The sequence below is a fragment of the Novosphingobium sp. CECT 9465 genome, from assembly GCF_920987055.1.
Classification (GTDB): Bacteria; Pseudomonadota; Alphaproteobacteria; order Sphingomonadales; family Sphingomonadaceae; genus Novosphingobium.
Genome location: NZ_CAKLBX010000001.1, coordinates 2,599,208 through 2,620,417, shown reverse-complemented (window position 1 = coordinate 2,620,417; position 21,210 = coordinate 2,599,208). Strand labels below are relative to the sequence as shown.

Below are 21,210 nucleotides of genomic sequence, written 5' to 3'. Positions count from 1 at the left end.
AGTGCTTGGCCGAAGGCCACCGTCCCAATGCATCGGTTCCGCTGCGAAGAAGCGTCCGGGAGACGGGCGGCTTCGCCGTCAGCACACCCTCTTTGCGCTCTTTGCGCGAAAAAATCCTACTTCGTCAGTACACGCGCAATCGCCACGAACTCCGCCACATCCAGAGTTTCCGCGCGGCGCTGGCTGTCGATTCCCAGTCCTTCGAGCGCCTCCAGCGCGCCGGGCAGGCCCTTGAGGGATTGGCGGAGCATCTTGCGGCGCTGGCCGAAGGCGGCTTCGGTCACGCGTTCGAGCATGCGCGCCGATACGCCTTCGGGCATGGCGGCAGGTTCGACATGGACGATGGCCGACATCACCTTGGGCGGCGGAGTGAAGGCGCTGCGGTGGACTTTCATCGCGATGCGCGGGGTGCTGCGCCACTGCGCCAGCACGGCAAGGCGGCCATAGGCGCCTGAACCGGAGGTGGCGATGATGCGCTCTGCCACTTCCTGCTGGAACATCAGCGTCAGCGATTTCCACTGCGGCGGCCACGGCTGGCCTGAAAGCCACCCGGTGAACAGCGCGGTGCCGACATTGTAGGGCAGGTTCGCTGCGACATGCCACGGCCCGTCGAACAGGGTTTCGGGCGCGATCTTCGTGGCATCGCCCTGAATTACGGTAAGCTGGCCGGGGAAGGCATCGGACAGTTCGGCAAGGGCCGGCAGGCAGCGCTTATCCATTTCGATGGCGGTGACATTGGCGCCCGCGCGCAGTAGGGCGCGGGTCAGGCCGCCGGGGCCGGGGCCGACTTCGAGGACGTTTTCGCCCCGCAGCTTGCCCGGCACCGTGGCGATGCGGCTGAGCAATTGTTCGTCGAACAGGAAGTTCTGGCCAAGCGCCTTGGTGGCGATCAGTCCGTGGCGGTTGACGACATCGCGCAGCGGGGGAAGCTCGGTCACGAATTCATCCTTCGCGTGGCGCATTCGCCCGCCATGCGCAGCGCCGCGATGGTTGGCCCGACCCGCGCCGTGCCGGTTCCGGCAATGCCGAAGGCGGTCCCGTGATCGGGGGACGTGCGGATGATCGGCAGGCCGAGCGTGACATTCACTCCAGCGTCGAAATCGAGCGCTTTCAACGGGATCAGCGCCTGATCGTGGTACATGCAGATCGCCACGTCATAGCCGGCGCGGGCTTCTGCATGGAACATCGTGTCGGGCGGCAGGGGGCCTACCGCATCGATCCCGGCTTCACGCAGCAAGGCGACAGCGGGCGCGACGATGTCTGCATCCTCATGCCCCATACGCCCGTCTTCGCCCGCGTGGGGGTTAAGCCCGGCCACGGCAAGGCGTGGGCGGACTATCCCGTAATCGCGTGACAGCGCCGCAGCGGTGATCGCGGCGCGGTTGCGGATCAGCTCGACCGTGAGCAAATCGGGCACATCGCGCAAGGAGACGTGGACCGTGATCGGCACCACGCGCAAGCTTGGCCCGGCCAGCATCATCACCGCGTTTTCGGGCGATATCCCGCAGGCTTGCGCCACATATTCGGTCTGGCCGGGATAAGTAAAGCCGATCCGCGCAAGGCGGCTCTTGGCGACAGGGCCGGTGACGAGCGCCGAAGCTGCGCCTGAGCGGACAAGGCCGGTGGCGGCGGACAGGGCGTTGAGAGCCAGCGTTGCGCCAGCGTCGCACGGTTCGCCGGGGGTATAGGCAAGATCGCCGATGTCGAGCACGGGCAATGCCCCGTCAAAGCAATCCGCAACTTCGTCCGGGGCCTTGACCGCGCAGACCGGTACGTTCAGCCCGCGCGCACGGACGGCCTGTTCGACCAGCCGGGAAGAGCCGACCACGAAGAACAAGGGCAAACGCTCGGTCTTGCGGACGGCCCACGCTGCGGCGGCCAGTTCCGGGCCAACGCCTGCGGGATCACCGATGGAAAGGGCAAGGGGAGGCGTCATGCGCTTCCCCTAGACCCTGAACGCAGGGTTTGCGAGGGTCAGTTGTATTCGATCACCGCATCACGGCGAAGATCGCGCAGATAGGTCTGCGCGCGCTTGTTGACGCGGTCATCCTCGATCTGCGCCATAAGCTGATCGAAGCTGGGGCCGCTGGTGACTTGCGGATCGTCACGTCCGCACAGCATCAGGACGCGTACGCCCTCCTCGATCGAGCCGAACGGCGGTGTGGTCTGGCCGACAGGCAGGGCGAGCAGGGTTTCCTGAAGCGCGCCCGGCAGATCGCGCGCCTTGATCTGATCGTTGGCAACCACGGTTGCGCCGATCTTCGCCGCCTGCGTCTCGGCATCGCCGCAGCCCTTGATCGTCTTGACCATGGCGGCAAATTCGGCGGCCTTCCTGCCGGCGGTGTCGTTGTTCAGGCCCTTGGGAAATTCGATGGAAATCTGCTTGAGGCTGAGCAGCGCATCACGCGGATCGGCGGTCAGTACCTGGCGCTTGTCGATCAGATAGAGGATCGAGAAGCCACCGCGAATTTCGATCGGCCCAGCAAGCTGGCCCGGCGCCATGCCGGTTGCGGCCGCGCCGAGTTCGGCCGGAAGCTGGGCGAGGCGAATCCAGCCCAGATCGCCGCCGACAGCAGCGGTCGAGGCTTCGGAATACTGGCGGGCATAAGCGACGAAGCTGCCGCCGCCCTTCAATTGTTCGACGATCTTCTCGGCATTGGCGAAGACCTGCGTCTTGTTCACGTCGGTTGCGGCAAGGAATATTTCACCGATCCGGTATTCCTCGGTGCCCTTCGATGCCTGCAGGCGCTGCATCATTTCAGTCACTTCGCCTTCCGAGACGTTGACGAACGGCTGGACGTTGCGGCGCAACAGGTTCTGCCATGCCAGTTCGCCCCGGATCTGGCGCTTGAGCGAGGCAGAGGAGGAGCCGATGCGCGCCAGATACTTTTCCATCGCTTCCGGCGACTGACCGAAGTTCTGCGTGGCCACGCGATCATAGGTCGCGTCAACCTGGCCATCGTCGGCCGGCACATCAGCGGCCTTGGCTTCCTGTATCTGCAAGGTTTCGTCAATCAGGTTGCGCAGCACCTGCATGCGCAGCCGCTCCAGTTCCTCACCCGTGATCTTGTTGCCGTTGGCCGAAATGATCAGCGCAAGGCGTTGTTCAACATCGGTCCCGGTCACGATCTCGCCATTGACGATAGCCGTGGCGCGGCGGACGTTGGGATCGTTCTTGCCGAACATCACCGGGTTTGCGGGAATGTTGAGCGGAGAGTTCGCGCCTTGCGCCAGCACCGGGGCGGCAGCAGTTGCGCACATGCCGAGCGCAAGCGCAGCCGTGCCAATCGTGCGGGTGATCTTCAGCTTGGACATCATGGTCAGCGTATTGGTCCTGTCGAACTGGCCCACTCAGATTGTCGTCTGGCGGCGGCCTTCTTGTATCTTCGGGCATTGGCCGCAGGCGGCTTAACCCAAGCTGAGTGGCGTATCGGGCGCGAAAGGGCAAGATGCCGCGCTATTTCACCCCAAGGTTCTTGAGCGAGAGCGATATCTGGAACGAGTTGCCGCGCGCGGCGTCGCCCGTTGTCACGTAATCGCGCCGCCAGGTGAAGGACAGGTCCAGACAATCGTCGGTATAGGCAACGCCGAGCCGGTGGCGGAGCATCTGATAGCCATCCGATGTCAGCGTGGGGTCTTCGTCACGGTCTGTCAGGTTGACGATGGCCGATCCGAAGACCGAGAACGCCCGCGTAATCGGGGTGCGCGCGGCAAAGCGCAGTTCCTCGCGGTCCTGAAGATCCTCGAACGAGCTGGTGATGTTGCGATTGAGCTTGAGGTAGCCGGCTTCGATGTAGCGGCGGTGATCGCCCAGCGTCGCGTCGAATTCGTTGCGGCGCAACGCGAAGCTGTCTTTGTCGATGCGGAAGCGGTGCGTGAACTTGACGATATCGCCAAACCGGACGGTGGTGCGGCCGACATAGTCCGAGGCGCGGGTGGTAAGCCCGGTGCCATCGGGCAGGATCGATTTCTGGCTCGACAGGCGGTAGCTTTGCCCGATCGTGGTGGTAACGCGCAGGCCGGGGCGCTGGTAGTTCCAGTCAAAGCCATAGGTGAAGCGCACACCGTCCTCGATCCGGTCATGGCCGGGAAAGCGATTGAGCGCGAACAGGTTGGTGTCTTCCAGATCGACCGAACGCGAATCCTCGTTGGGAATCTCGAAATTGCGCACACCCGGCGTTGCCACCACCTGCACACGGGGGGTCAGCACTTGCGCACCACCCAGCAGGCTTCCCAGGAACGGCCACTTCATATCCAGCGCAGCGGTGGCAATTCCACGCGTCTGCCAGCCGGGAAGCCCGCGATAGATCGCGGTCTCGGTCAGTTCGTTTTCGGCGCTATGATAGACATCGCCCCGGACCAGGCCGGTCAGCGTCACTTCCTGCCCAAGGCCGGTGATCGTGCGCAGGTCCCACTGTGCGCGGGCAAAGGCGCGCTGGCTGTCCTGCCCGGCGGTGCGCAGGATGGCGAGGCTGTTGGCCTGCAATTCGAACCGGCCCGGAATGCCGTCGAAGACCATGCGGCGGCGATAGTCGATCGCGGGCAGGGCCAGCGGGACCATGCCCTGCGGATCGTCCACCCGTACTGTCTGCGTCATCCACCCGGCGATGCTGAGGTAGCTGTCATCATCGACGCGCTCGATGTTGAGCGAGGAGCGCAGCCGGTCATCGCGGCTGATGTCATAACGGCGCAGGAACGTGCGGTCCGATGCGAGGCGGCCGTTGCCGGTCAGGCTCCATTCCGGCGAGAACTGCAACTTGCCGTTCGCCTCGATGTAGCCGCGCCACGACTGCTGCTGTTCGGCCGCAGTCCCGCCGGTGGATGTGGCCCCGCCCACTGCGATGCGCGAACTGCGCGTGGCATATCCGGTGATCTGGAATGCACCGAGGTTGGTCAGGTGCCGGTACTTGGCGGTGAGCATCGGCAAGGAGCCGGTGTAGAACGTGCCGGTCAGCGCAAGATCGCGGTTGTCGGCAATGCGCCAGTACCACGTATCGCTGATTTCAGCGCCGTTCGACGCGCTCAGGCGGAAATCGGGGATCAGCAATCCGGTTTCGGCACGGAAATCCGATGTATGGCCAAGGCCCGGCAGCGGCAGGATCGGGATGCCGAACATGCGCAGGGTGGCGCCATAATATTTGACGCGCTTTTCCTTCGCGTCGAAATAGACCCGCGCGGCGGTCACTTCCCAGCTTGGCTTTTTGGCGCAGCCTTTATCGTCCTCGACCGAGCAGCCCGAATAGGCCGCCTGTTCCAGCATCATGTTGCCGTTTTCGTCACGCGCGCCGCGTTCGGCGGCCAGCCGCCCTCCGGTGCGCAGGACGATCAGCAGGTCCTCGATCGCGCCCGCCTTGAATTCGTCGGTCAGTTCGACCTTGTCCGTATAGACCACGTTGCCATCGACATCGACGAAGCGGATGTTCCCGCTGGCCATGATCTGCCCGGTGTTGCGGTTCCACACCACATTGTCGGCGCGCACCGTCTGATCCTCATGCCGGAGCACGACGCTGCCGTCTGCGGTGACGAGTTCGGCGTTGCTGTCATAACGGACCTTGTCCGCTTCAAAGCGCACGACATCGTCCGGCGCCGATTCGGCGGGCGTTGCTTGCGGGGCAGGGGCATCCTGCGCGAAAGCCGGGAGGCCCGCGAAAGCGGCAAGCGCGAAGGATGAGGCGGAAAGGGCCGCGCGCGCAAGGCGCAAGCGTCGATCAAGGGCTTGCGGCTGCGGCCGCCGGGCGGGTTGCATGCGCTTGCCTATCGCACCAGTGCACCCTAACTGCAATTCCACATTTTCCGCTGGCGCAATCCTTGCGCCGAAGCGTGATCTCTTTTCCGACAGGAGTGCCGAATGAACGTCGTTTTCCGCACCAGCGATGCCCCGCTTCCCCGCCTTGTGGCGCGACTGGTGGCGCAGGATGCGCTTCCCGCCGATCTGGACGCGGTGGTGCGCGATGGCGCGGGCGCGGCGCGGTTCAGCGGGAAGACCGGACAGGTCTTCGAAGCCTTCGTGGCGGGTGAAGCTGGCGTGAAGCGGCTGGCGCTGGCCGGAATCGGCAAGGCAGAAGGCGCTGACAGGCTTGCCGCGCTGGAAAAGGCTGGCGCGGCTTTGACTGCCAGGTACCTGACATCTGGCGAAACCTCGCTGGCGATCGATTTTGCCGGATCGGGCCTGACAGGGGTTGAGGCCGCTGCGGTTTTGCTGGGCGCGCGCCTGCGCGGCTGGCGGCACGATGTCTATCGCACCAAGCTTGCCGAGGAGCAGAGGCGCTCGCTGGCCGAAGTCGTGGCGGTGGGCGCGCCCGAAGGCACGTCTGCGGCATGGGATGTGGAAAGCGCCGTGGCCGAAGGCGTGGAGTTCACCCGCGAACTCGTGGCGGAACCGGCCAACGTAATCTACCCTGCCAGCTTCGTGGAGCGCGCGAAGGCCCGGCTTGAGGGCACTGGCGTTGAAATCGTCGTGCTCGGCCTTTCCGAAATGACCGCCTTGGGCATGGGCGCACTGCTCGGCGTATCGCAAGGTTCGGTGCGTGAACCGCAGTTGCTGGCAATGCGCTGGAAGGGCGCGGAAGCCGATCAGCCGACCGCCTTCGTCGGCAAGGGCGTGACATTCGATACTGGCGGCATCTCGATCAAGCCCGCTGCGGGCATGGAAGACATGAAGTGGGACATGGGCGGTGCAGCAGCCGTCGCGGGCACGATGCTCACGCTCGCCCGACGCAAGGCGAAGGCCGACGTGATCGGCGTGTGCGGCCTTGTCGAGAACATGCCCGATGGCAATGCGCAGCGTCCCGGTGACGTGGTCACGTCGATGTCCGGCCAGACGGTCGAAGTCATCAATACCGACGCCGAGGGCCGTCTGGTGCTGTGCGATGCGCTGACCTGGGTGCAGAAGGAATATGCGCCGAAGACCGTGATCGACCTGGCCACGCTGACCGGCGCGATCATCATTTCGCTCGGCCATGAATACGGCGGCATGTTCAGCAATGACGATGCGCTGGCCGCCAGCCTCGATGCGGCGGGCAAGGGCAGTGGCGACAAGCTGTGGCGTTTCCCCATCGGCGCGGCCTATGACAAGCTGATCGACAGCCCGATTGCCGACATGAAGAACGTGGGGCCACGCTATGGCGGGTCGATCACCGCCGCGCAGTTCCTCCACCGCTATATCGACAAGGGCGTGGTCTGGGCGCACCTCGACATCGCCGGCATGGTCTGGGCGGACAAGCCCGGCGCGACCTGGGACAAGGGCGCAACCGGCTATGGTGTGCGCCTGCTCGACCGCTACGTCCGTGACGTGCTGGAGGCCTGACCTCCCATGCCTAAAATGCGGCGCAAGTCTGATCTGCCGACCAAGACTTGCGCCGCTTGCGGCCTGCCGTTCACATGGCGCAAGAAGTGGGAGCGCGACTGGGACAACGTGAAGTTCTGTTCCGATCGCTGTCGCAGCGGCAAGGGGAAAGCCGGGTAATGCGCGTCGATTTCTATCAGTTGACCAATGATCCTGCCGAACAGGTGCTGCCGCTGATTGCGCGCAACACGCTGGCGGCGGGCGAAAGGCTGCTGGTCGTGTCGGACGATTCCGCGCAGTTGAAGCGCGCCAGCGAAGCGCTGTGGGCGCGCCTCCCCGAAACCTTCCTCGCCAACGGCCTCGCCACCGATCCTCACGCCGACCGCCAGCCGATCCTGCTTTCGGCGGAACCGGACCCGCTCAACGGGGCGAAGTTCATGGCGCTGGCTGATGGCGTGTGGCGCGAGGGGAGTTTCGAGCGGGTATTCCTGCTGTTCCCGCCCGCCCGCATCGACGACGCGCGCGGCTGCTGGCGCATGCTGGGTACGCGCGAAGGCTTAGAGCGGCGATATTGGCGGCAGGAACAGGGCAAGTGGAAAGAGGGGCCTTGAGGAGGTTCAGACTCACCCCGGATCAAGTCCGGGGCGAAGAAATCAGGATACTACACTGCTCAACCTAACGTCGGCCCGGACTTGATCCGTGCTGAGGCTTATTTCTTTCACAACAGAAGCTCAAACAGATCCGCCCACTCTGGATTGCCCCGCTCGATCAGTTCGAACTTCCATTCACGCCGCCAGCGCTTCAGGCGTTTTTCGTGGGTAATGCAGTCATCGATGGTGTCGCCGCGTTCAGCCCAAACCAGCCGAACCAATTTGTGCTTAGCGCAATAATCCGAGCCGCTGCCTTCGCGGTGCTGGTGAATGCGCCGTGCCAGATGTGCCGTGACACCGACATACATTGAGCCACGATAGTGGTCGGCCATGATGTAAACCCAGCCACCGCGTTGTTCCTGATTCATCCTGCGACGGAACAGCAAGCCTCACCCCGGATCAAGTCCGGGGCGACGGGAACTGATGCGACAACGGTTCGTTCGTCGCCCCGACTTGATCTGCTCCCCGGCGTTTTACCCGTCGGCCCGGACTTGATCCGGGCTGAGGCTTCTACCTCTCCCACCCGCCTTGCACCCTGGCCCAATCCCCGCTAGGGGCGCGCCCAACTGATTTCCCATACCTGCAAGGACAAGTCCCATGGCGGTTACCCGCACTTTCTCGATCATCAAGCCCGATGCCACGCGTCGCAACCTGACTGGTGCGGTCACCAAGATGCTTGAAGAAGCCGGCCTGCGCGTCGTCGCTTCCAAGCGCATCCATATGAGCCGCGAACAGGCCGAGGGCTTCTACGCCGTTCACCGCGAGCGTCCGTTTTTCGGAGAACTGGTCGAATTCATGATCTCCGGCCCGGTCGTCGTGCAGGTTCTCGAAGGCGAGAACGCCATGCAGCGCAACCGCGACATCATGGGCGCCACCAACCCCGCCAACGCCGAACCCGGCACGATCCGCAAGGAACTGGCCGAATCGATCGAAGCCAACACGGTACACGGTTCGGATTCGGACGAGAACGCGGCGATCGAAATCGCCTACTTCTTCAAGCCCGAAGAAATCGTCGGCTGATCGGCGCGAAGTCAGATCGACCAGAAACGGGGGCCAGGGAAACTTGGCCCTTTTTTCTTGCGCAGGGTTTGCGCTAAAAGAGTGTCACGAGGAGAGTGCGATGCAAGGTATGGGTGGGGACGATTGTCCCTTTGCTTTCAACTTCGACGAAAAGACGTTCAAGGTCGGTGACACGGTAAGCTACCGGGTGACGGGCAGTCCGATGTTCGAAGATATGCCCTTCGCGGGCGAACTGCTGGAAGTGCATGATGATTTCGTCATCATCGCGGCCGATGCCAGCGATCCGTCAGTGCGCTATCGCGGAACGCGCGAAAGCCGCCCGCAGGTGAGCGCGGACCAGATCTGAAGGCCGGCTTTCAGAATTCCAGCATTGCGGCAAGGCGGCGGGGTGCCACCGCGGCCCAGCTGCGGCGCAACCAGTCTGCGGCGTGATCCCAATCCACGTCGGGTCTGTTCAGGGTCAGCCCAGCCCAGCCGCTCGCGCCGTAATAGGCCGGGCGGAACCACACATCGGGGTCCTGTTCGATCAGCGCGGCCAATTCGTCCTGCCCGCTGGTCTTTACCAGAAGCGCGATTTGCGGGGTCCCATGGTGCTGATCGTTGAAATAGGCGAAATACTTGCCACCCACCCGCCAGCCCGGCGCGCCATGGCTTTCGCGTTCCTCCACCTGCGGCAGGGCATCGGCCAGCGCGCGGACCTTTTCGAGCAGCCATCCGGCGTCAAATTCCCGCGCAACATAGGCGGCCAGTGTACGTGAATAGAGCTGGTGTTCGGCAAACAGCACACGCGCGGCCAGGGTGTCGCCTGTATCGCCGGGGATGATCGCAACCGGCGTCTGGCCCAGAACCGGGCCATCGTCGAGTTCGGCGGTGACGAGGTGCACCGTGCAGCCGCCATGCGAATCGCCTGCTTCGATCGCGCGGTCGTGCGTGTGCAGCCCCTTGTATTTGGGCAGAAGCGAGGGGTGGATGTTGAGCATCCGGTTTTTCCAGCGCCCGACGAATTCGGGCGTGAGAATCCGCATGTAGCCCGCCAGCGCGATGTACCGCGCTCCTGATTTCAGCACTTGCGCTTCCATCATCGCGTCATGGTCTGCGCGGGCGATGCCCTTGTGCGGCAGGCAGAACGTGGCCACGCCTTCGGCCTCGGCCAGCTTCAGGCCAGAGGCGTCGGGGTTGTTGGAGAGAACGAGCACGATCTCGTAAGGGCAATCCGCCGCACGGCTTGCATAAAGCAGCGCGGCCATGTTCGTGCCGCTGCCCGATATGAAAACGGCGACGCGCGCACGAGGCATCACATCCTCCCCGGTACGGGGAGGGGGACCGTTCGCAGGATGGTGGAGGGGGCTGTCCGGGCCGCGCTAACCATGAAGGGAGGTGCCCAAAGGCGATTCCCCTCCACCGCCGTCCCGGTGGTCCCCCTCCCTGTACGGGGGAGGAATGCGGCTCTAGCCGACATGCACGGCTTCCCATGCTTTGCGCGCCGACCATGCTTCGGCACTGCCGGTCACGGTGCAGCCCTTTTCGCCTGCGACGATCTTGCCGATGCGGAATACCTCTTCCCCGGCGGCGGCAAGGTCGGCGCCGAGCGCTTCGGCTTCGCCCGGTGCTACGGCAAGAACCATGCCTACGCCGCAGTTGAACGTGCGCGCCATTTCGGCAGGTTCGATGTTGCCCTGCGCCTGCAGGAACGCCATCAACCGGCTCTGTTCCCAGCTATCGGCATCGATCCGCGCATGAAGTCCCTTGGGCAGTACGCGCGGCACGTTTTCCAGCAAGCCGCCGCCGGTGATGTGCGCCAGCGCGTTGATCCTTCCCGAACGGATGAACGGCAGCAGCGTCTTCACATAGATGCGAGTCGGCTCGATCAGATAGTCGATCAGCAGGCGCTCATTGTCGAACAGGGCAGGGCGATCCAGCTTCCAGCCCCTGTCGGCAGCGAGGCGGCGAACCAGCGAATAGCCGTTGGAATGAACGCCCGACGAAGCCAGGCCAAGCAGCACGTCGCCTGCGGCCACGCGGTCCCCGGTCAACTGTTCGCCGCGTTCCACAGCGCCCACGCAAAAGCCCGCAAGGTCATAATCGCCATCGGCATACATGCCCGGCATTTCGGCGGTTTCGCCGCCGATCAGCGCGCACCCGGCCATCCGGCAGCCTTCGGCGATGCCCGCAACCACGCGCTCGGCCACGCCATTGTCGAGGCGCCCGGTGGCGAAATAATCAAGGAAGAACAAAGGTTCTGCGCCCTGAACGATCAGGTCGTTGACGCACATGGCGACGAGATCGATCCCGATCTGGTCGTGGCGGTCGTGGTCGATCGCCAGCTTTACCTTGGTGCCGACACCATCGTTGCCCGCGACGAGCAAGGGGTCCTTGTAGCCTGCTGCCTTGAGATCGAAAAACCCGCCGAAACCGCCAAGTTCCGCATCCGCGCCGGGGCGGGCCGTGGACTTGGCCAAGGGGCCGATGGCCTTCACCAGCGCGTTGCCTGCGGCAATGTTCACGCCGGCCTGGGCGTAGCTGTAGCTCTGCGGCTTTTGATCGTGATCGCTCATGGAACGCGCGCCTAGCGCTTTCCTGCTTGGATTTCCACTTGCCTTTGGGCAAAAGCGCTCCGGCAAGCCGCCTTGTCCCCAAGATCGCGGCCAAAATGGTTCTGGAGTTCCCTTGGTCGCGCTGCGCCTGCCTTTCGAAAGTGCCCGGAACCGCAAAGCCCTGATCATCGGGCTGGCCCTGCTTGCCGGGCTGGGCGGGGCTGCGCTGCTCGCCCAGATCGAAGGGGATCGCGGGATTCCGCCGATTGCCAGCAACGGCGATTTCGAGGTGCGCGGAATCGCGGTCAACGTCAGCGGAGACAATGCCGAAGATGCGCGCAGCAATGGCTGGCGCGAAGCCGCGCGCAAGGGCTGGGAAAAGCTGTGGGCCTCCAACGGCAGCGGTGGGGCGGCGCCCGGACTGGACGATTCGACCATCGAATCGATGATTTCGGCCATCGTGGTCGAACACGAACAGATCGGCCCGCGCCGCTATATTGCACGGCTGGGCGTGATCTTCGACCGTACGCGCACCAGCGAACGATTGGGGATGACCGGAGCACGGGCGCGCTCGGCGCCGATGCTGGTGATCCCGGTGCTTTATCAGGGCGGCGTGGCGACCGTGTTCGAAACGCGCAGCCCGTGGCAGAAGGCATGGGCCGAATACCGCACCGGCAACAGCGCTATCGATTATGTGCGTCCGGCCGGCGCCGGCTCCGATTCGCTGCTGCTTACCGCAGGCCAGCTTGAACGCCGCAGCCGCAACTGGTGGCGTGTGATTCTCGACGAGTTCGGCGCGGCGGACGTGATCATGCCGATTGCACGGCTGACGCGCGAATATCCCGGCGGGCCCGTGCATGGCACCTTCACTGCGCGCTATGGCCCGGACAACCGTTTCCTCGGCAGTTTCACGCTGACGGCGCGCAATGAGGCGGAATTGCCCCGGATGCTTGAGGATGCCATCGGCCGGCTTGACCGCATCTTCAGCGATTCTCTGGCAAGCGGACTGCTGCGCCCCGATCCTACACTGAACATCGCGCCGGAAATCGATCCAGAACTGATCGACCGGATTCTTGCGGCGGAAGGTCCGGCGCGTACAGCACCCGGCACCAATGGGGATCCGCAGGCGCAGCCGACATCGACCGCGTCAGCGGCGGCGGCGGTCACGTCGAACGTCACCGTCCAGTTTGCAACCGCCGATGCTGCGGCAGTCGATGCAGGTATGGCTGCGTTGCGGGGTATTCCCGGTGTGCGCAGCGCGGTTTCGACATCGATCGCCATTGGCGGAACGTCGGTCATGCGTGTGACGTATGCGGGCGAGATCGATGCGCTGGCGGCCGCGTTGCGGGCACAGGGCTGGCGGGTAACGGCGGGCGCGGGCGCGCTTTCGATCCGCAAGTAACCCTTTGCCGGTTTTCAACGTATAACTGCCACCATGTCGCAGATCGCTCTACCGCTTCTGACCGCGCGCGGCGCAGAGACCATCGTGCTCGGCGCCTCGCTGACGCCGGTGATCGAAGCGCTTCAGGCGGCGGAACGCTGGCCGTTCCGCACCGCAATTCTGGCGGGGCCACCACGTTCGGGAAAGAGCCTGCTGGCGCGCTGGTTTGCCGAAAGCGGCGGTGGCGAAGTGATCGACGATGCCGACACCCTGCCCGAAAACGACCTGTTTCATCTCTGGAACCGCGCGCAGGCCGATGGCCGTCCGTTGCTGCTGGTCAGCAATCGCGCGCCCGGATCGTGGTCAATCGCCTTGCCCGATCTTGCCTCGCGCCTGGGATCGGCCCTGCTGATCGAGATCGGCCCGCCCGATGATGAATTGCTGGCAGGCCTGATCGGCGAACATGCCGGGCGCCGCGGCCTTGTCCTGGGCGATGCCGTGCTGGCGTATCTTCTGCCGCGAATCGAACGCAGCCATGCTGAAATAGAGTTGCTGATTGAAACTCTTGACCGCCTGTCCCTTGAGCGTAAAGCACCCGTCACCATATCCCTTGTTCGCGATGCGCTTGCCGAGCGATCAGGGGAATTCCAGCCGCGCTTGCTTTAGCCGGTTGAAAGAGAGAGAATTGGGGCATGTTGAACGGCCTGATCGATTATCTGGACTCGATCCGCTCGCGCGATCCCGCGCCGCGCTCGCGTTGGGAAATCCTGCTTTATCCCGGTTTGTGGGCGGTCGGTTTCCATCGGCTGGCGCATTGGTTGTTCGAAGCCGATCTGTTTTTCCTTGCGCGCGCGGTGAACCACTTCTCGCGTTTCCTGACCGCGATCGACATTCATCCCGGCGCGAAGATCGGCAAGCACCTGTTTATCGACCATGGTTTCACCGTGATCGGCGAAACGTGCGAGATCGGCGACAATGTGACGATCTACCAGTGCGTAACCCTTGGCGGCACCAATCCCGCCAACGGCGTTCCGGGCAAGCGTCACCCGACACTGTGCGACAATGCGATCATCGGTTCTGGCGCGCAGATTCTTGGGCCGATCACCGTCGGGCCGCGCGCGCGCGTTGGCGCAAATGCGGTGGTGACCGATGACGTGCCCGAAGGTGCGACGATGGTCGGCCTCAAGGCGCGGTCCACGCTGGTTCCGGCGGAAACCTGGCTCAAGGAATTCATCCCTTACGGCACCCCGTGCAAGGAACCGTGCGAACCCAATGGCGGCAGCCGCGTCGATGATCTGGAGGCTGAAGTCGCCATGCTCAAGACGCAGGTTGCGGCGCTGATCGCGGCGCAGACCGGCGATGGTGGGTTGACCCCGGCACCACCGCCAAGCTCGGCATCGCGGAGGACGCGCAACTGAGCGCAAGCGGGTCCGAACCGGGCAGTCCGGGCACGATACTGCCCTTTCCCCATGCGCAGCCGCCTTTGCAGGTGGCGTTCGACCGCCCCGAACTGTTGCGTATCCTCGATCTTTACGGTCGCATGGTCGCTGCGGGATTCTGGCGCGATTACGCCATGGATTTCGGCAAGGACGCAGCGAGCTTCGCCGCATTCAGGCGCACTGCCGAACGCCCCACCGCGCGCATTGAAAAGCGCCCTTCCTTGCGAGGCAAGCAGGGCATGTGGGCACTGTTCGGCGAAGCCGGGCAAGTGCTGAAGCGCGGACACGATCTCGCCGGCGTCCTGTCACCGCTGGAACGGCGGCTGATGAAAGTGGTCGAGGATTAGACCTGCTTCGGCTTGAGCAGGAAGTTCATCCAGCAACTGGCCAGCGGCTTGTCGCGAGAGGCCTGCCATGCGTCCGCACGAACATTGGCGATGCGGCGCCCGGCGCGAATGACCTGCCCCTGCGCGAACGTCTGGATCATCGTGCCGCCGCGCAGAAATTCGACCGAGATGTTGACCGGTTTGAACCGCAGGCTTTCGCCTTCGTGATCGAGATCGCAGCGCAGGGCGGTGATCGCGGCAATTTCCAGCAGTCCGGCAATCGCGCCGCCATGGAGAAATCCGGGACGGCCCAGTACGCGCTCTGAAAAATTCATCGTCAGTACCGGCACACCTTGGGCGATATGGTCCACCTGAATACCCATGGAACGCGCAAATGGCGGCATCTGCGCGGCAAGGCGTTCGATCGTTTCGTCGCTCATGCCGAAATCTCCGCAGTGTTCGGCCGGTCTTCGGCTTCAATCTGGATGAAGATGCCAACCGCGTGGGCGACCGGATCGGCAATATCGCCGTCGTGAGCGATGCCGCGCACGAACGCCATGGACTTTTTCAGGCGATAGCATTCAGCCCACGCCACGACAGTCTTTCCCGGTGTTGCCGCGCGGACATAATCGATCCGCAGGTCCAGTGTCACTTGCGGACTGAAAGTGCCGCGCTTCGTCCAGACGGCCATAGATGTGGCATTATCGAGAAGGCTGATGATCGGACCCGATGCCAGCACACCGGTATCGGGATCGCCCACCAGATCCTCGTGCCATGGAAAGGCAACTTCCACCCAGTTTTCACCATGCCCGACATATCGCATGCCGACGAACCCCGCGTGGCCGTAGTTCGCCATGAACGTGCCAAATTCCGCCGGATCGAAGGCCGCGCTATTGTTTTTGAAACCGTTTTCCATTGCGGGATCAGGGCCGTTGTTGTCGGGCGTATCGTTCATTTCCTTGCAGTGCCGTTCGACAGGCGCAATTTCAAGCAGATTTAATTGCGCGGTTAGAAGGCGCTTCCGGCAAGCGCATCTATCGCGCCTTGCAGGATCAGTGCGGCCGCATGCGAATCGATACGTTCAGCGCGCTTGGCGCGGCTGAAGTCCTGTTCGATCATCGCGCGGTTTGCTGCCTGCGTGCTCCAGCGTTCATCCCACATCAGGATGGGCAGGCCGATGTCTTCCAGATTGCGTGCCATCGCCCGCGCGCCCTGCGATCGTGGGCTGCCGGTCCCATCCATGTTCAAAGGCAGTCCGATGACCAGTCCCCTGACATCACGCTGGATGATCAGCGCCTGCAATTGCGCCTTGTCGGCCATGAATTTGGTACGACGAATGGTCTTGCCCGCCGTGGCAAAGCGCCATTGCGGATCGCACAGGGCAAGGCCGATGGTCTTGGTGCCGGTATCGAGGCCCAGCAACACACCGCCTTCGGGCAGCGCCGCGCGCATATCGATGATGGATTCGCAGATCACGGGCGACGCGCCGCTTCCCGTGCGTCGGTCTCCCGCGCCGCTTCCCATGCGTCGGTTCGCCGCGCCACATCGGCGCGCAGGTTCGACCAGAACAGCGGAATGTCATAGACGTGGTAATTGTTGCCGGGCAGGACGAACGGCCCGATTTCCGGCGATTCACCGATCAGGAGCATCCCGGTTGCCGGATCGCAGCGGGCGGGGATGGCCTCTTTTATCAATTCTCCGTCAGACAGTTCCTCGGAAATGCGGAGCGTGCCAAGGTTGGCCGATGCCGGGGCGCTGCCGCCAACCCGCCCCGTCAGCGGATTGGTGCAGAGCGTGGCTTCGGTGCCCTTGGCCTTGCCATCCAGCGCGGGCCGCGCGCGATAGGCTTCGAGCACAAGCGCCGGATCGGCTGGTTCGGCAAAGCTGCTCCACGTCATCACGCAGCGGGTCTGGTCGGGCGTTGCGCAAGGAGACAGGCCCATTGCGGGCAGATCATGCGCGATCGAGATCGGCCAGCCGATCGGGTAGGCCGCGACGACGCGGGCGGCGAGAGGCGTTCCTGCGACGCGATCCTTGAGCAGCCGCATCAGGTGAAACGCGCCCTGGCTATGCCCTGCAAGCACGATCGGCGTTTCCCTGGGCGTTGCCGCCACGAAGGTGTCGAACGCCTGGCGCACGTCCATGTAGGCGGCGTCGAGCGCCTGTCTGGCCTGGGGCTGATTTGTAAGAAATGCACCGAACGCGGCCTGCCTGTACCGTGGCGCCCATACTTGCGCCTGTCCATTGAATGCAGAGGCCATGGCGCGGACGAAATAGATGGCGCGGCGCGCGCTGTCCTGTTCGTCGACAGGCGCATTCCAGTGCTTGCGCGCAAGGTAGGATGTGGGGTGGATGAAGAACACCGCGGCCTTTCCCTGCTGCCGGGCAATGCCATCGGGCGCCCACTGTGCGGGATCATCGGCGCCGATGTCGGGCCGGGAAATCCACATCGCGCGATTGGCATAGGCCCCGGCCGGAAGAGGGCGGACCTGTTCGAACGCGACTTTCGGCACAAAGGCATAGCGGGTCAATTCGGTCGACCAGATTCGCAGAACGATCAATGCCGCGATCACCAGCACGACCAGAACGGCGATAAAATAGAGGAACTTGCGCGCCACAGTTAAGGTCCCTTGGCTAATCCGTCGTGCGATTGGCGTCGTTGCGGGCGGCCTGCCGTTCGAGTGCGATCTTGATCATGGCCACAATGGGATCAGCCAGCATCAGCCCCAGTATGCCGAATAGCAGGCCGAACACCAACTGCGCGCCGAGCACAAGCGCAGGGGCAAGATCGGCGGTTCGCTTGGCCACCATCGGGACGATGATGTTGCCATCGACGGTCTGGACCACGACATAGACCGCAATGCAGAACAGGCCCATTTCCGTGCCACCGGAAAATCCGACCAGTACCATCAGCAGCCCGGAAATGGGCGCACCGATATTGGGCAGGAAGGCCAGAAGGCCGGTCAGCAGGCCCAGCAGCGCCGCCATCGGTACGCCCCACCACGCCAGCAGCGCCCACGTGGCCACGCCTTCCACGGTCATGCCGATCAGACGCCCGAACAGCAGCATTCGCAGCGCCTTGCCCATGCGCAGCGCCGTGCCTTCGAAATGATCACGACTTTCGGCGGGCATCATCCATGCAAAGCCGCGCCGGTAGATATCCGGTTCGATCACGAAGTAGATCGCCAGGATGAAGATCAGAAACGCGGTAGTGAAGCCGCCGAAAATGCCGCCAAGTGCCCGCGTGACCTGCCCCACGCTGCCGAGCACCTGGCTGGCGATCTGTTGCAGGTTGAGATCGCGCATCGTGATGCCATGGCTTTGCGCCCACAGCGTCAGCCGTGCGAGCTGGGCTTGCACGACCGCCGGAAATTCAGCGGCCTGCGCTGCAATCTGGCCACCGGCAAAAGTGACAAGCCAGACAAGAAAGCTCACCGCCCCAAGGAGGACAAGCGTGATCCGCAGGCCGCGCGGCAGGAACGGCGCCACGCGGGCGATCAGGCGCTGCCCGCCGTCGATCATCGCGGCGAACACGATGCCGCCGATGATCACCATGATCGGCTGCGCCAGAATGACCGCCAGCGCGAACAACCCCGCCACGCCCAGCCACACCGCGGCCTTCTTCGCCTCGCGCTTTACCAGACCGTCCGAGATGTCGGTCGGCCCGGCGGCCCGTGTTGGAACCGAATCATCCATGCAGGTCAGCGCTCCGTCCGGGCTGTGCCGATTTCCGTCTGACGGCGGATTTCAGGCCGCAATTTGCTCCACGCGCGCCCATCGCGCAAGGCTGTCCACCATGTGAGCGGATTGAACGATTCGCTGCCATCCAGCGAGAACGTGATGAATTCCGCGCGCCCGCCCACGTTGGCCAGCGGCACCGGACCGCCCAGACCCTTTTCTTCTATGGATGCGCGGCTGTCGGCGGAGTGATCGCGATTGTCGCCCATCAGGAAGACATGGCCTGCGGGCACCAGTGTTTCGGGATAGTTGTCAAGCATCTGGTCGGTATGATCGATGATCACATAGCTTGCCCCATTCGGCAGGGTCTCGCGGAAGGCGGGCAGTTCATAGACCTCGCGCCCATCGGACAGTCGCGTCCGGTAGCGCTCGAACATGTCATAGCACGGCGCGCCGTCGCACGAGAGTTCGGGATCAACCGGGATCTGCACCGGTGGTTCCACCTGCTGTGGCACCAGTTTCCCGTTTAGGATGACCTGCCCATGGATGACGGCGATCCGGTCTCCCGGCAGGGCGATCACGCGCTTGATGTAATCCTCATCGCGGTCTGGTGGAACGGCGATCACGATATCGCCATAGTTCGGAGTGGCAGGCAGCACCCGCCCGTCGCCGCGTGGCAGGACGTGGAACGACGCCGACACCCACGACCATCCGTAGGGGTACTTGGACACCACCAGCCGATCGCCCACCAGCAAGTTGGGCATCATCGAGATCGACGGGATATAGAACGGCTTGGCTATGAAGCTGTGGAACAGCACGACCGCCAGCAGCATCGCCGCAAGGCCGCGAATCTCGCCCCACCAGTCGACCCCGGTTCCGGGCGGTGGCGGGGGAGGGGACAGATTTTCGTCCTGTGGATCGGGTTGGGTCAAGCGACGGGGTTTCCGGCTAGAGGGCGGGCCTCGATCACCACAAAGGCCTGCGCCCATGGATGATCGTCAGTCAGCGTAAGGTGAACGAATGCTTCGTGGCCATCGGGCGTGATCGCGGCCAGCCGCGCCGCCGCGCCGCCGGTGAGCGCCAGCGTCGGCGCGCCCGACCTTGCGTTGACCACGCCGATGTCCTTCATGAACACACCGGCCTTGAACCCGGTTCCGACCGCCTTGGAGAAAGCCTCCTTCGCGGCGAAACGCTTGGCCAGTGTGCCTGCCTTGGTGAACGGGCGGCGCTCGGCCTTGGCCTTCTCAACATCGGTGAACACGCGGTTGAGGAACCGTTCGCCAAAGCGGTCGAGCGAAGACCGGATGCGCTCGATGTTGCAGAGGTCCGAACCGATGGCGATGATCATGCAATCCTCCCCGGCACGGGGAGGGGGACCGCGTCGCCGCAGGCGGCGTGGTGGAGGGGACTCTCGGCAGGTGCCGTGCCATCTGGATAGCCCCCTCCACCACGCTGCGCGCGGTCCCCCTCCCCGTGCCGGGGAGGATAGGGAGCATAGGCTCTCACCGCGCCTCGTCCATCAGATCGCGCATACGCCGCACGGCTGTCTCAAGCCCGACGAAGATCGCTTCACCGATCAGGTAGTGCCCGATGTTGAGTTCTGCGAGTTGCGGGATGGCGGCAATCGGCTGGACGTTCTCATACGTCAGGCCGTGGCCTGCATGTGGCTCGATGCCATTAACGGCAGCCAGCGCCGCCATATCGGCAATGCGCTTCAGTTCGACCGCAACAGCCTCGCCTTCGGCATGGGCATATTCGCCGGTGTGCAGTTCCACCACCGGCGCGCCCAGCTTCATCGCTGCCTCGATCTGGCGGGCTTCGGGCGCGATGAACAGGCTGACGCGGATGCCCGCATCGGTCAGGCGCGAGACGATGGGGGCAAGGCGGTTGTGCTGACCCGCCGCGTCCAGACCGCCCTCGGTCGTGCGCTCCTCACGCCGTTCGGGCACGATGCAGGCGGCGTGGGGGCGGTGGCGAAGCGCGATTTCGACCATTTCGTCGGTCGCGGCCATTTCCAGGTTGAGCGGCAGGTTGGTCGCCGCCTGAATGCGCGCCAGGTCCTCGTCGCGGATATGGCGGCGGTCTTCGCGCAAGTGCGCGGTGATGCCATCGCCGCCCACGCTGGCGACGATTTCAGCGGCGCGCACCGGATCGGGATGATCGCCGCCGCGCGCGTTGCGGATGGTGGCGACGTGATCGATGTTGACGCCCAGCCTGAGACTGTTGGGCCGCAGGCGCGCAGGCAGCAGCATGGCCATCAGGCGGTCGCCCGGCTGCCCGGTTTCACCGCAGGGGTTGCGGCCAGTTCGGGCGGCAATTCGTCCGCCGCGTATGTCGGGAAGTTCAGCGCGACCAGCGGGAAGAAGGGCACACCAATATCCACGCTGCCCGCCGATCGATCGATCAGCGAAGCCGCAGCGATCACTTCGCCCCCCGCTTCCTCGATGGCCTTGATCGCCTCGCGGCTGGAAAGGCCGGTCGTCACCACGTCCTCGACCATCAGCACCTTGTCGCCGGGGTTGAGGGCGAAGCCGCGGCGCAGTTCGAAAGTGCCGGTGGGGCGTTCGACGAACATCGCTTCTACGCCGAGTGCGCGGCCGACTTCATGGCCGATGATCACTCCGCCCATGGCCGGGGCGACAACCTTCTGGATCTGCGAGCGGATGTCGCGCGGGAGCTTCTGGGCGATGGCCACGGCAAGGCGCGAGGCGCGCATCGGGTCCATCAGAACGCGCGCGCACTGAAGGTAGTGCGCGCTGTGCCGCCCGGATGAAAGCAGGAAATGGCCTTCGAGAAGAGCCTGGCTGGCGCGGAATTCGGAAAGGATCTCGTCTTCGAGCATCGGTCACCTGACGGTCGGATGGGACTTGCGCAAATGGCGCTTGCGCGCCCGCGCG

At 64.0% G+C, this 21,210-nt stretch carries 25 protein-coding genes; 9 read left to right on the top strand and 16 right to left on the bottom strand.

The genetic code is table 11. The features are described from left to right. Positions 1 to 116 precede the first annotated feature (116 nt). The 4 genes from rsmA to LUA85_RS12700 form a co-directional block, all read right to left on the bottom strand. The gene (gene rsmA, locus LUA85_RS12715; protein ID WP_231470441.1) at positions 117 to 938 is read right to left on the bottom strand and encodes a 16S rRNA (adenine(1518)-N(6)/adenine(1519)-N(6))-dimethyltransferase RsmA; all 822 of its coding nucleotides are present in this window, start codon (positions 936 to 938) and stop codon (positions 117 to 119) included. Beyond that, positions 935 to 1,936: a 4-hydroxythreonine-4-phosphate dehydrogenase PdxA gene (gene pdxA, locus LUA85_RS12710; protein ID WP_231470439.1), complete on the bottom strand. Its 1,002-nt coding sequence runs from the start codon at positions 1,934 to 1,936 to the stop codon at positions 935 to 937. The genes rsmA and pdxA overlap by 4 nt, the downstream gene beginning before the upstream one ends. Before the next feature lie 38 nt (positions 1,937 to 1,974). Continuing rightward, entirely contained in the window at positions 1,975 to 3,318 is a 1,344-nt protein-coding gene (locus tag LUA85_RS12705; RefSeq protein WP_371823682.1) for a peptidylprolyl isomerase, read from the bottom strand. Positions 3,319 to 3,457: 139 nt separating this feature from the next. Beyond that, positions 3,458 to 5,746 (bottom strand): LPS-assembly protein LptD, encoded by a 2,289-nt coding sequence (locus LUA85_RS12700; RefSeq protein WP_231470437.1) that lies wholly within the window; start codon positions 5,744 to 5,746, stop codon positions 3,458 to 3,460. Positions 5,747 to 5,848: 102 nt separating this feature from the next. On the opposite strand from LUA85_RS12700, the gene LUA85_RS12695 reads away from it, so the two are divergent. Genes LUA85_RS12695 through LUA85_RS12685 form a run of 3 tightly spaced genes read left to right on the top strand, consistent with a single transcriptional unit; the run spans position 5,849 to position 7,896 of the window. After that, entirely contained in the window at positions 5,849 to 7,306 is a 1,458-nt protein-coding gene (locus tag LUA85_RS12695; RefSeq protein WP_231470427.1) for a leucyl aminopeptidase, read from the top strand. A gap of 6 nt (positions 7,307 to 7,312) precedes the next feature. After that, the gene (locus LUA85_RS12690; RefSeq protein ID WP_231470425.1) at positions 7,313 to 7,465 is read left to right on the top strand and encodes a DUF2256 domain-containing protein; all 153 of its coding nucleotides are present in this window, start codon (positions 7,313 to 7,315) and stop codon (positions 7,463 to 7,465) included. Continuing rightward, positions 7,465 to 7,896 (top strand): DNA polymerase III subunit chi, encoded by a 432-nt coding sequence (locus tag LUA85_RS12685; RefSeq protein WP_231470424.1) that lies wholly within the window; start codon positions 7,465 to 7,467, stop codon positions 7,894 to 7,896. Before LUA85_RS12690 ends, LUA85_RS12685 begins: the two co-directional genes overlap by 1 nt. Positions 7,897 to 8,003: 107 nt before the next feature. On the opposite strand, the gene LUA85_RS12680 is transcribed toward LUA85_RS12685, so the two are convergent. Further along, positions 8,004 to 8,303, bottom strand: coding sequence for a GIY-YIG nuclease family protein (locus LUA85_RS12680; protein ID WP_231470422.1), 300 nt, complete (start codon positions 8,301 to 8,303; stop codon positions 8,004 to 8,006). 229 nt (positions 8,304 to 8,532) lie between these two features. Here LUA85_RS12680 and ndk point away from each other — a divergent pair, with 229 nt between their 5' ends. Next, the gene (gene ndk, locus LUA85_RS12675) at positions 8,533 to 8,955 is read left to right on the top strand and encodes a nucleoside-diphosphate kinase (RefSeq protein WP_231470420.1); all 423 of its coding nucleotides are present in this window, start codon (positions 8,533 to 8,535) and stop codon (positions 8,953 to 8,955) included. Between the two features lie 100 nt (positions 8,956 to 9,055). Continuing rightward, on the top strand, positions 9,056 to 9,301 hold the full coding sequence (locus LUA85_RS12670) for a hypothetical protein (protein ID WP_231470418.1): 246 nt from the start codon (positions 9,056 to 9,058) through the stop codon (positions 9,299 to 9,301). A gap of 10 nt (positions 9,302 to 9,311) precedes the next feature. On the opposite strand, the gene purN is transcribed toward LUA85_RS12670, so the two are convergent. Both purN and purM read right to left on the bottom strand, forming a co-directional pair. After that, on the bottom strand, positions 9,312 to 10,250 hold the full coding sequence (gene purN / locus LUA85_RS12665) for a phosphoribosylglycinamide formyltransferase (protein WP_231470416.1): 939 nt from the start codon (positions 10,248 to 10,250) through the stop codon (positions 9,312 to 9,314). A gap of 153 nt (positions 10,251 to 10,403) precedes the next feature. Further along, entirely contained in the window at positions 10,404 to 11,510 is a 1,107-nt protein-coding gene (purM, locus tag LUA85_RS12660; protein WP_231470414.1) for a phosphoribosylformylglycinamidine cyclo-ligase, read from the bottom strand. Positions 11,511 to 11,622: 112 nt separating this feature from the next. On the opposite strand from purM, the gene LUA85_RS12655 reads away from it, so the two are divergent. Genes LUA85_RS12655 through LUA85_RS12640 form a run of 4 tightly spaced genes read left to right on the top strand, consistent with a single transcriptional unit; the run spans position 11,623 to position 14,656 of the window. Further along, entirely contained in the window at positions 11,623 to 12,891 is a 1,269-nt protein-coding gene (locus LUA85_RS12655; RefSeq protein WP_231470412.1) for a heavy-metal-associated domain-containing protein, read from the top strand. Between the two features lie 33 nt (positions 12,892 to 12,924). Beyond that, entirely contained in the window at positions 12,925 to 13,536 is a 612-nt protein-coding gene (locus LUA85_RS12650; RefSeq protein WP_231470410.1) for a DnaA ATPase domain-containing protein, read from the top strand. 26 nt (positions 13,537 to 13,562) lie between these two features. Beyond that, on the top strand, positions 13,563 to 14,288 hold the full coding sequence (epsC, locus tag LUA85_RS12645) for a serine O-acetyltransferase EpsC (RefSeq protein WP_231470409.1): 726 nt from the start codon (positions 13,563 to 13,565) through the stop codon (positions 14,286 to 14,288). 38 nt (positions 14,289 to 14,326) lie between these two features. Beyond that, entirely contained in the window at positions 14,327 to 14,656 is a 330-nt protein-coding gene (locus tag LUA85_RS12640) for a DUF2794 domain-containing protein (RefSeq protein WP_371823727.1), read from the top strand. Here LUA85_RS12640 and LUA85_RS12635 read toward each other — a convergent pair. The 9 genes from LUA85_RS12635 to pyrE all read right to left on the bottom strand — a co-directional run bounded on the left by LUA85_RS12635 (position 14,653) and on the right by pyrE (position 21,155). After that, positions 14,653 to 15,075, bottom strand: coding sequence for a PaaI family thioesterase (locus LUA85_RS12635; protein WP_231470406.1), 423 nt, complete (start codon positions 15,073 to 15,075; stop codon positions 14,653 to 14,655). The genes LUA85_RS12640 and LUA85_RS12635 overlap by 4 nt on opposite strands. Beyond that, complete coding sequence (locus tag LUA85_RS12630) at positions 15,072 to 15,590, bottom strand: PaaI family thioesterase (RefSeq protein ID WP_231470404.1); 519 nt, start codon at positions 15,588 to 15,590, stop codon at positions 15,072 to 15,074. Before LUA85_RS12630 ends, LUA85_RS12635 begins: the two co-directional genes overlap by 4 nt. Positions 15,591 to 15,643: 53 nt before the next feature. Next, positions 15,644 to 16,087, bottom strand: a complete 444-nt coding sequence (gene ruvX / locus LUA85_RS12625; RefSeq protein ID WP_371823726.1) for a Holliday junction resolvase RuvX — start codon at positions 16,085 to 16,087, stop codon at positions 15,644 to 15,646. Positions 16,088 to 16,107: 20 nt separating this feature from the next. After that, positions 16,108 to 17,253: a DUF3089 domain-containing protein gene (locus LUA85_RS12620; protein ID WP_231470392.1), complete on the bottom strand. Its 1,146-nt coding sequence runs from the start codon at positions 17,251 to 17,253 to the stop codon at positions 16,108 to 16,110. 16 nt (positions 17,254 to 17,269) lie between these two features. Beyond that, on the bottom strand, positions 17,270 to 18,331 hold the full coding sequence (locus LUA85_RS12615; protein WP_231470390.1) for an AI-2E family transporter: 1,062 nt from the start codon (positions 18,329 to 18,331) through the stop codon (positions 17,270 to 17,272). A 5-nt stretch (positions 18,332 to 18,336) separates the two neighbouring features. Further along, positions 18,337 to 19,245, bottom strand: coding sequence for a signal peptidase I (gene lepB, locus LUA85_RS12610; protein WP_231470388.1), 909 nt, complete (start codon positions 19,243 to 19,245; stop codon positions 18,337 to 18,339). Continuing rightward, positions 19,242 to 19,661, bottom strand: coding sequence for a holo-ACP synthase (gene acpS, locus LUA85_RS12605; RefSeq protein WP_231470386.1), 420 nt, complete (start codon positions 19,659 to 19,661; stop codon positions 19,242 to 19,244). Before acpS ends, lepB begins: the two co-directional genes overlap by 4 nt. A gap of 154 nt (positions 19,662 to 19,815) precedes the next feature. Further along, on the bottom strand, positions 19,816 to 20,565 hold the full coding sequence (locus tag LUA85_RS12600) for a pyridoxine 5'-phosphate synthase (protein WP_371823725.1): 750 nt from the start codon (positions 20,563 to 20,565) through the stop codon (positions 19,816 to 19,818). 5 nt (positions 20,566 to 20,570) lie between these two features. Continuing rightward, complete coding sequence (gene pyrE, locus LUA85_RS12595; RefSeq protein ID WP_231470382.1) at positions 20,571 to 21,155, bottom strand: orotate phosphoribosyltransferase; 585 nt, start codon at positions 21,153 to 21,155, stop codon at positions 20,571 to 20,573. Positions 21,156 to 21,210 lie beyond the last annotated feature (55 nt).

Excerpts from the sequence above, each read along its gene's own strand:
- pdxA (WP_231470439.1), bottom strand. The coding sequence starts at position 1,936 with ATGACGCCTCCCCTTGCCCTTTCCATCGGTGATCCCGCAGGCGTTGGC.
- LUA85_RS12705 (WP_371823682.1), bottom strand. The coding sequence starts at position 3,318 with ATGATGTCCAAGCTGAAGATCACCCGCACGATTGGCACGGCTGCGCTT.
- LUA85_RS12700 (WP_231470437.1), bottom strand. The coding sequence starts at position 5,746 with ATGCAACCCGCCCGGCGGCCGCAGCCGCAAGCCCTTGATCGACGCTTG.
- LUA85_RS12695 (WP_231470427.1), top strand. The coding sequence starts at position 5,849 with ATGAACGTCGTTTTCCGCACCAGCGATGCCCCGCTTCCCCGCCTTGTG.
- LUA85_RS12690 (WP_231470425.1), top strand. The coding sequence starts at position 7,313 with ATGCCTAAAATGCGGCGCAAGTCTGATCTGCCGACCAAGACTTGCGCC.
- LUA85_RS12685 (WP_231470424.1), top strand. The coding sequence starts at position 7,465 with ATGCGCGTCGATTTCTATCAGTTGACCAATGATCCTGCCGAACAGGTG.
- LUA85_RS12680 (WP_231470422.1), bottom strand. The coding sequence starts at position 8,303 with ATGAATCAGGAACAACGCGGTGGCTGGGTTTACATCATGGCCGACCAC.
- ndk (WP_231470420.1), top strand. The coding sequence starts at position 8,533 with ATGGCGGTTACCCGCACTTTCTCGATCATCAAGCCCGATGCCACGCGT.
- LUA85_RS12670 (WP_231470418.1), top strand. The coding sequence starts at position 9,056 with ATGCAAGGTATGGGTGGGGACGATTGTCCCTTTGCTTTCAACTTCGAC.
- purN (WP_231470416.1), bottom strand. The coding sequence starts at position 10,250 with ATGCCTCGTGCGCGCGTCGCCGTTTTCATATCGGGCAGCGGCACGAAC.
- purM (WP_231470414.1), bottom strand. The coding sequence starts at position 11,510 with ATGAGCGATCACGATCAAAAGCCGCAGAGCTACAGCTACGCCCAGGCC.
- LUA85_RS12650 (WP_231470410.1), top strand. The coding sequence starts at position 12,925 with ATGTCGCAGATCGCTCTACCGCTTCTGACCGCGCGCGGCGCAGAGACC.
- epsC (WP_231470409.1), top strand. The coding sequence starts at position 13,563 with ATGTTGAACGGCCTGATCGATTATCTGGACTCGATCCGCTCGCGCGAT.
- LUA85_RS12635 (WP_231470406.1), bottom strand. The coding sequence starts at position 15,075 with ATGAGCGACGAAACGATCGAACGCCTTGCCGCGCAGATGCCGCCATTT.
- LUA85_RS12630 (WP_231470404.1), bottom strand. The coding sequence starts at position 15,590 with ATGAACGATACGCCCGACAACAACGGCCCTGATCCCGCAATGGAAAAC.
- ruvX (WP_371823726.1), bottom strand. The coding sequence starts at position 16,087 with ATGCGCGCGGCGCTGCCCGAAGGCGGTGTGTTGCTGGGCCTCGATACC.
- LUA85_RS12615 (WP_231470390.1), bottom strand. The coding sequence starts at position 18,331 with ATGGATGATTCGGTTCCAACACGGGCCGCCGGGCCGACCGACATCTCG.
- acpS (WP_231470386.1), bottom strand. The coding sequence starts at position 19,661 with ATGATCATCGCCATCGGTTCGGACCTCTGCAACATCGAGCGCATCCGG.
- LUA85_RS12600 (WP_371823725.1), bottom strand. The coding sequence starts at position 20,565 with ATGCTGCTGCCTGCGCGCCTGCGGCCCAACAGTCTCAGGCTGGGCGTC.
- pyrE (WP_231470382.1), bottom strand. The coding sequence starts at position 21,155 with ATGCTCGAAGACGAGATCCTTTCCGAATTCCGCGCCAGCCAGGCTCTT.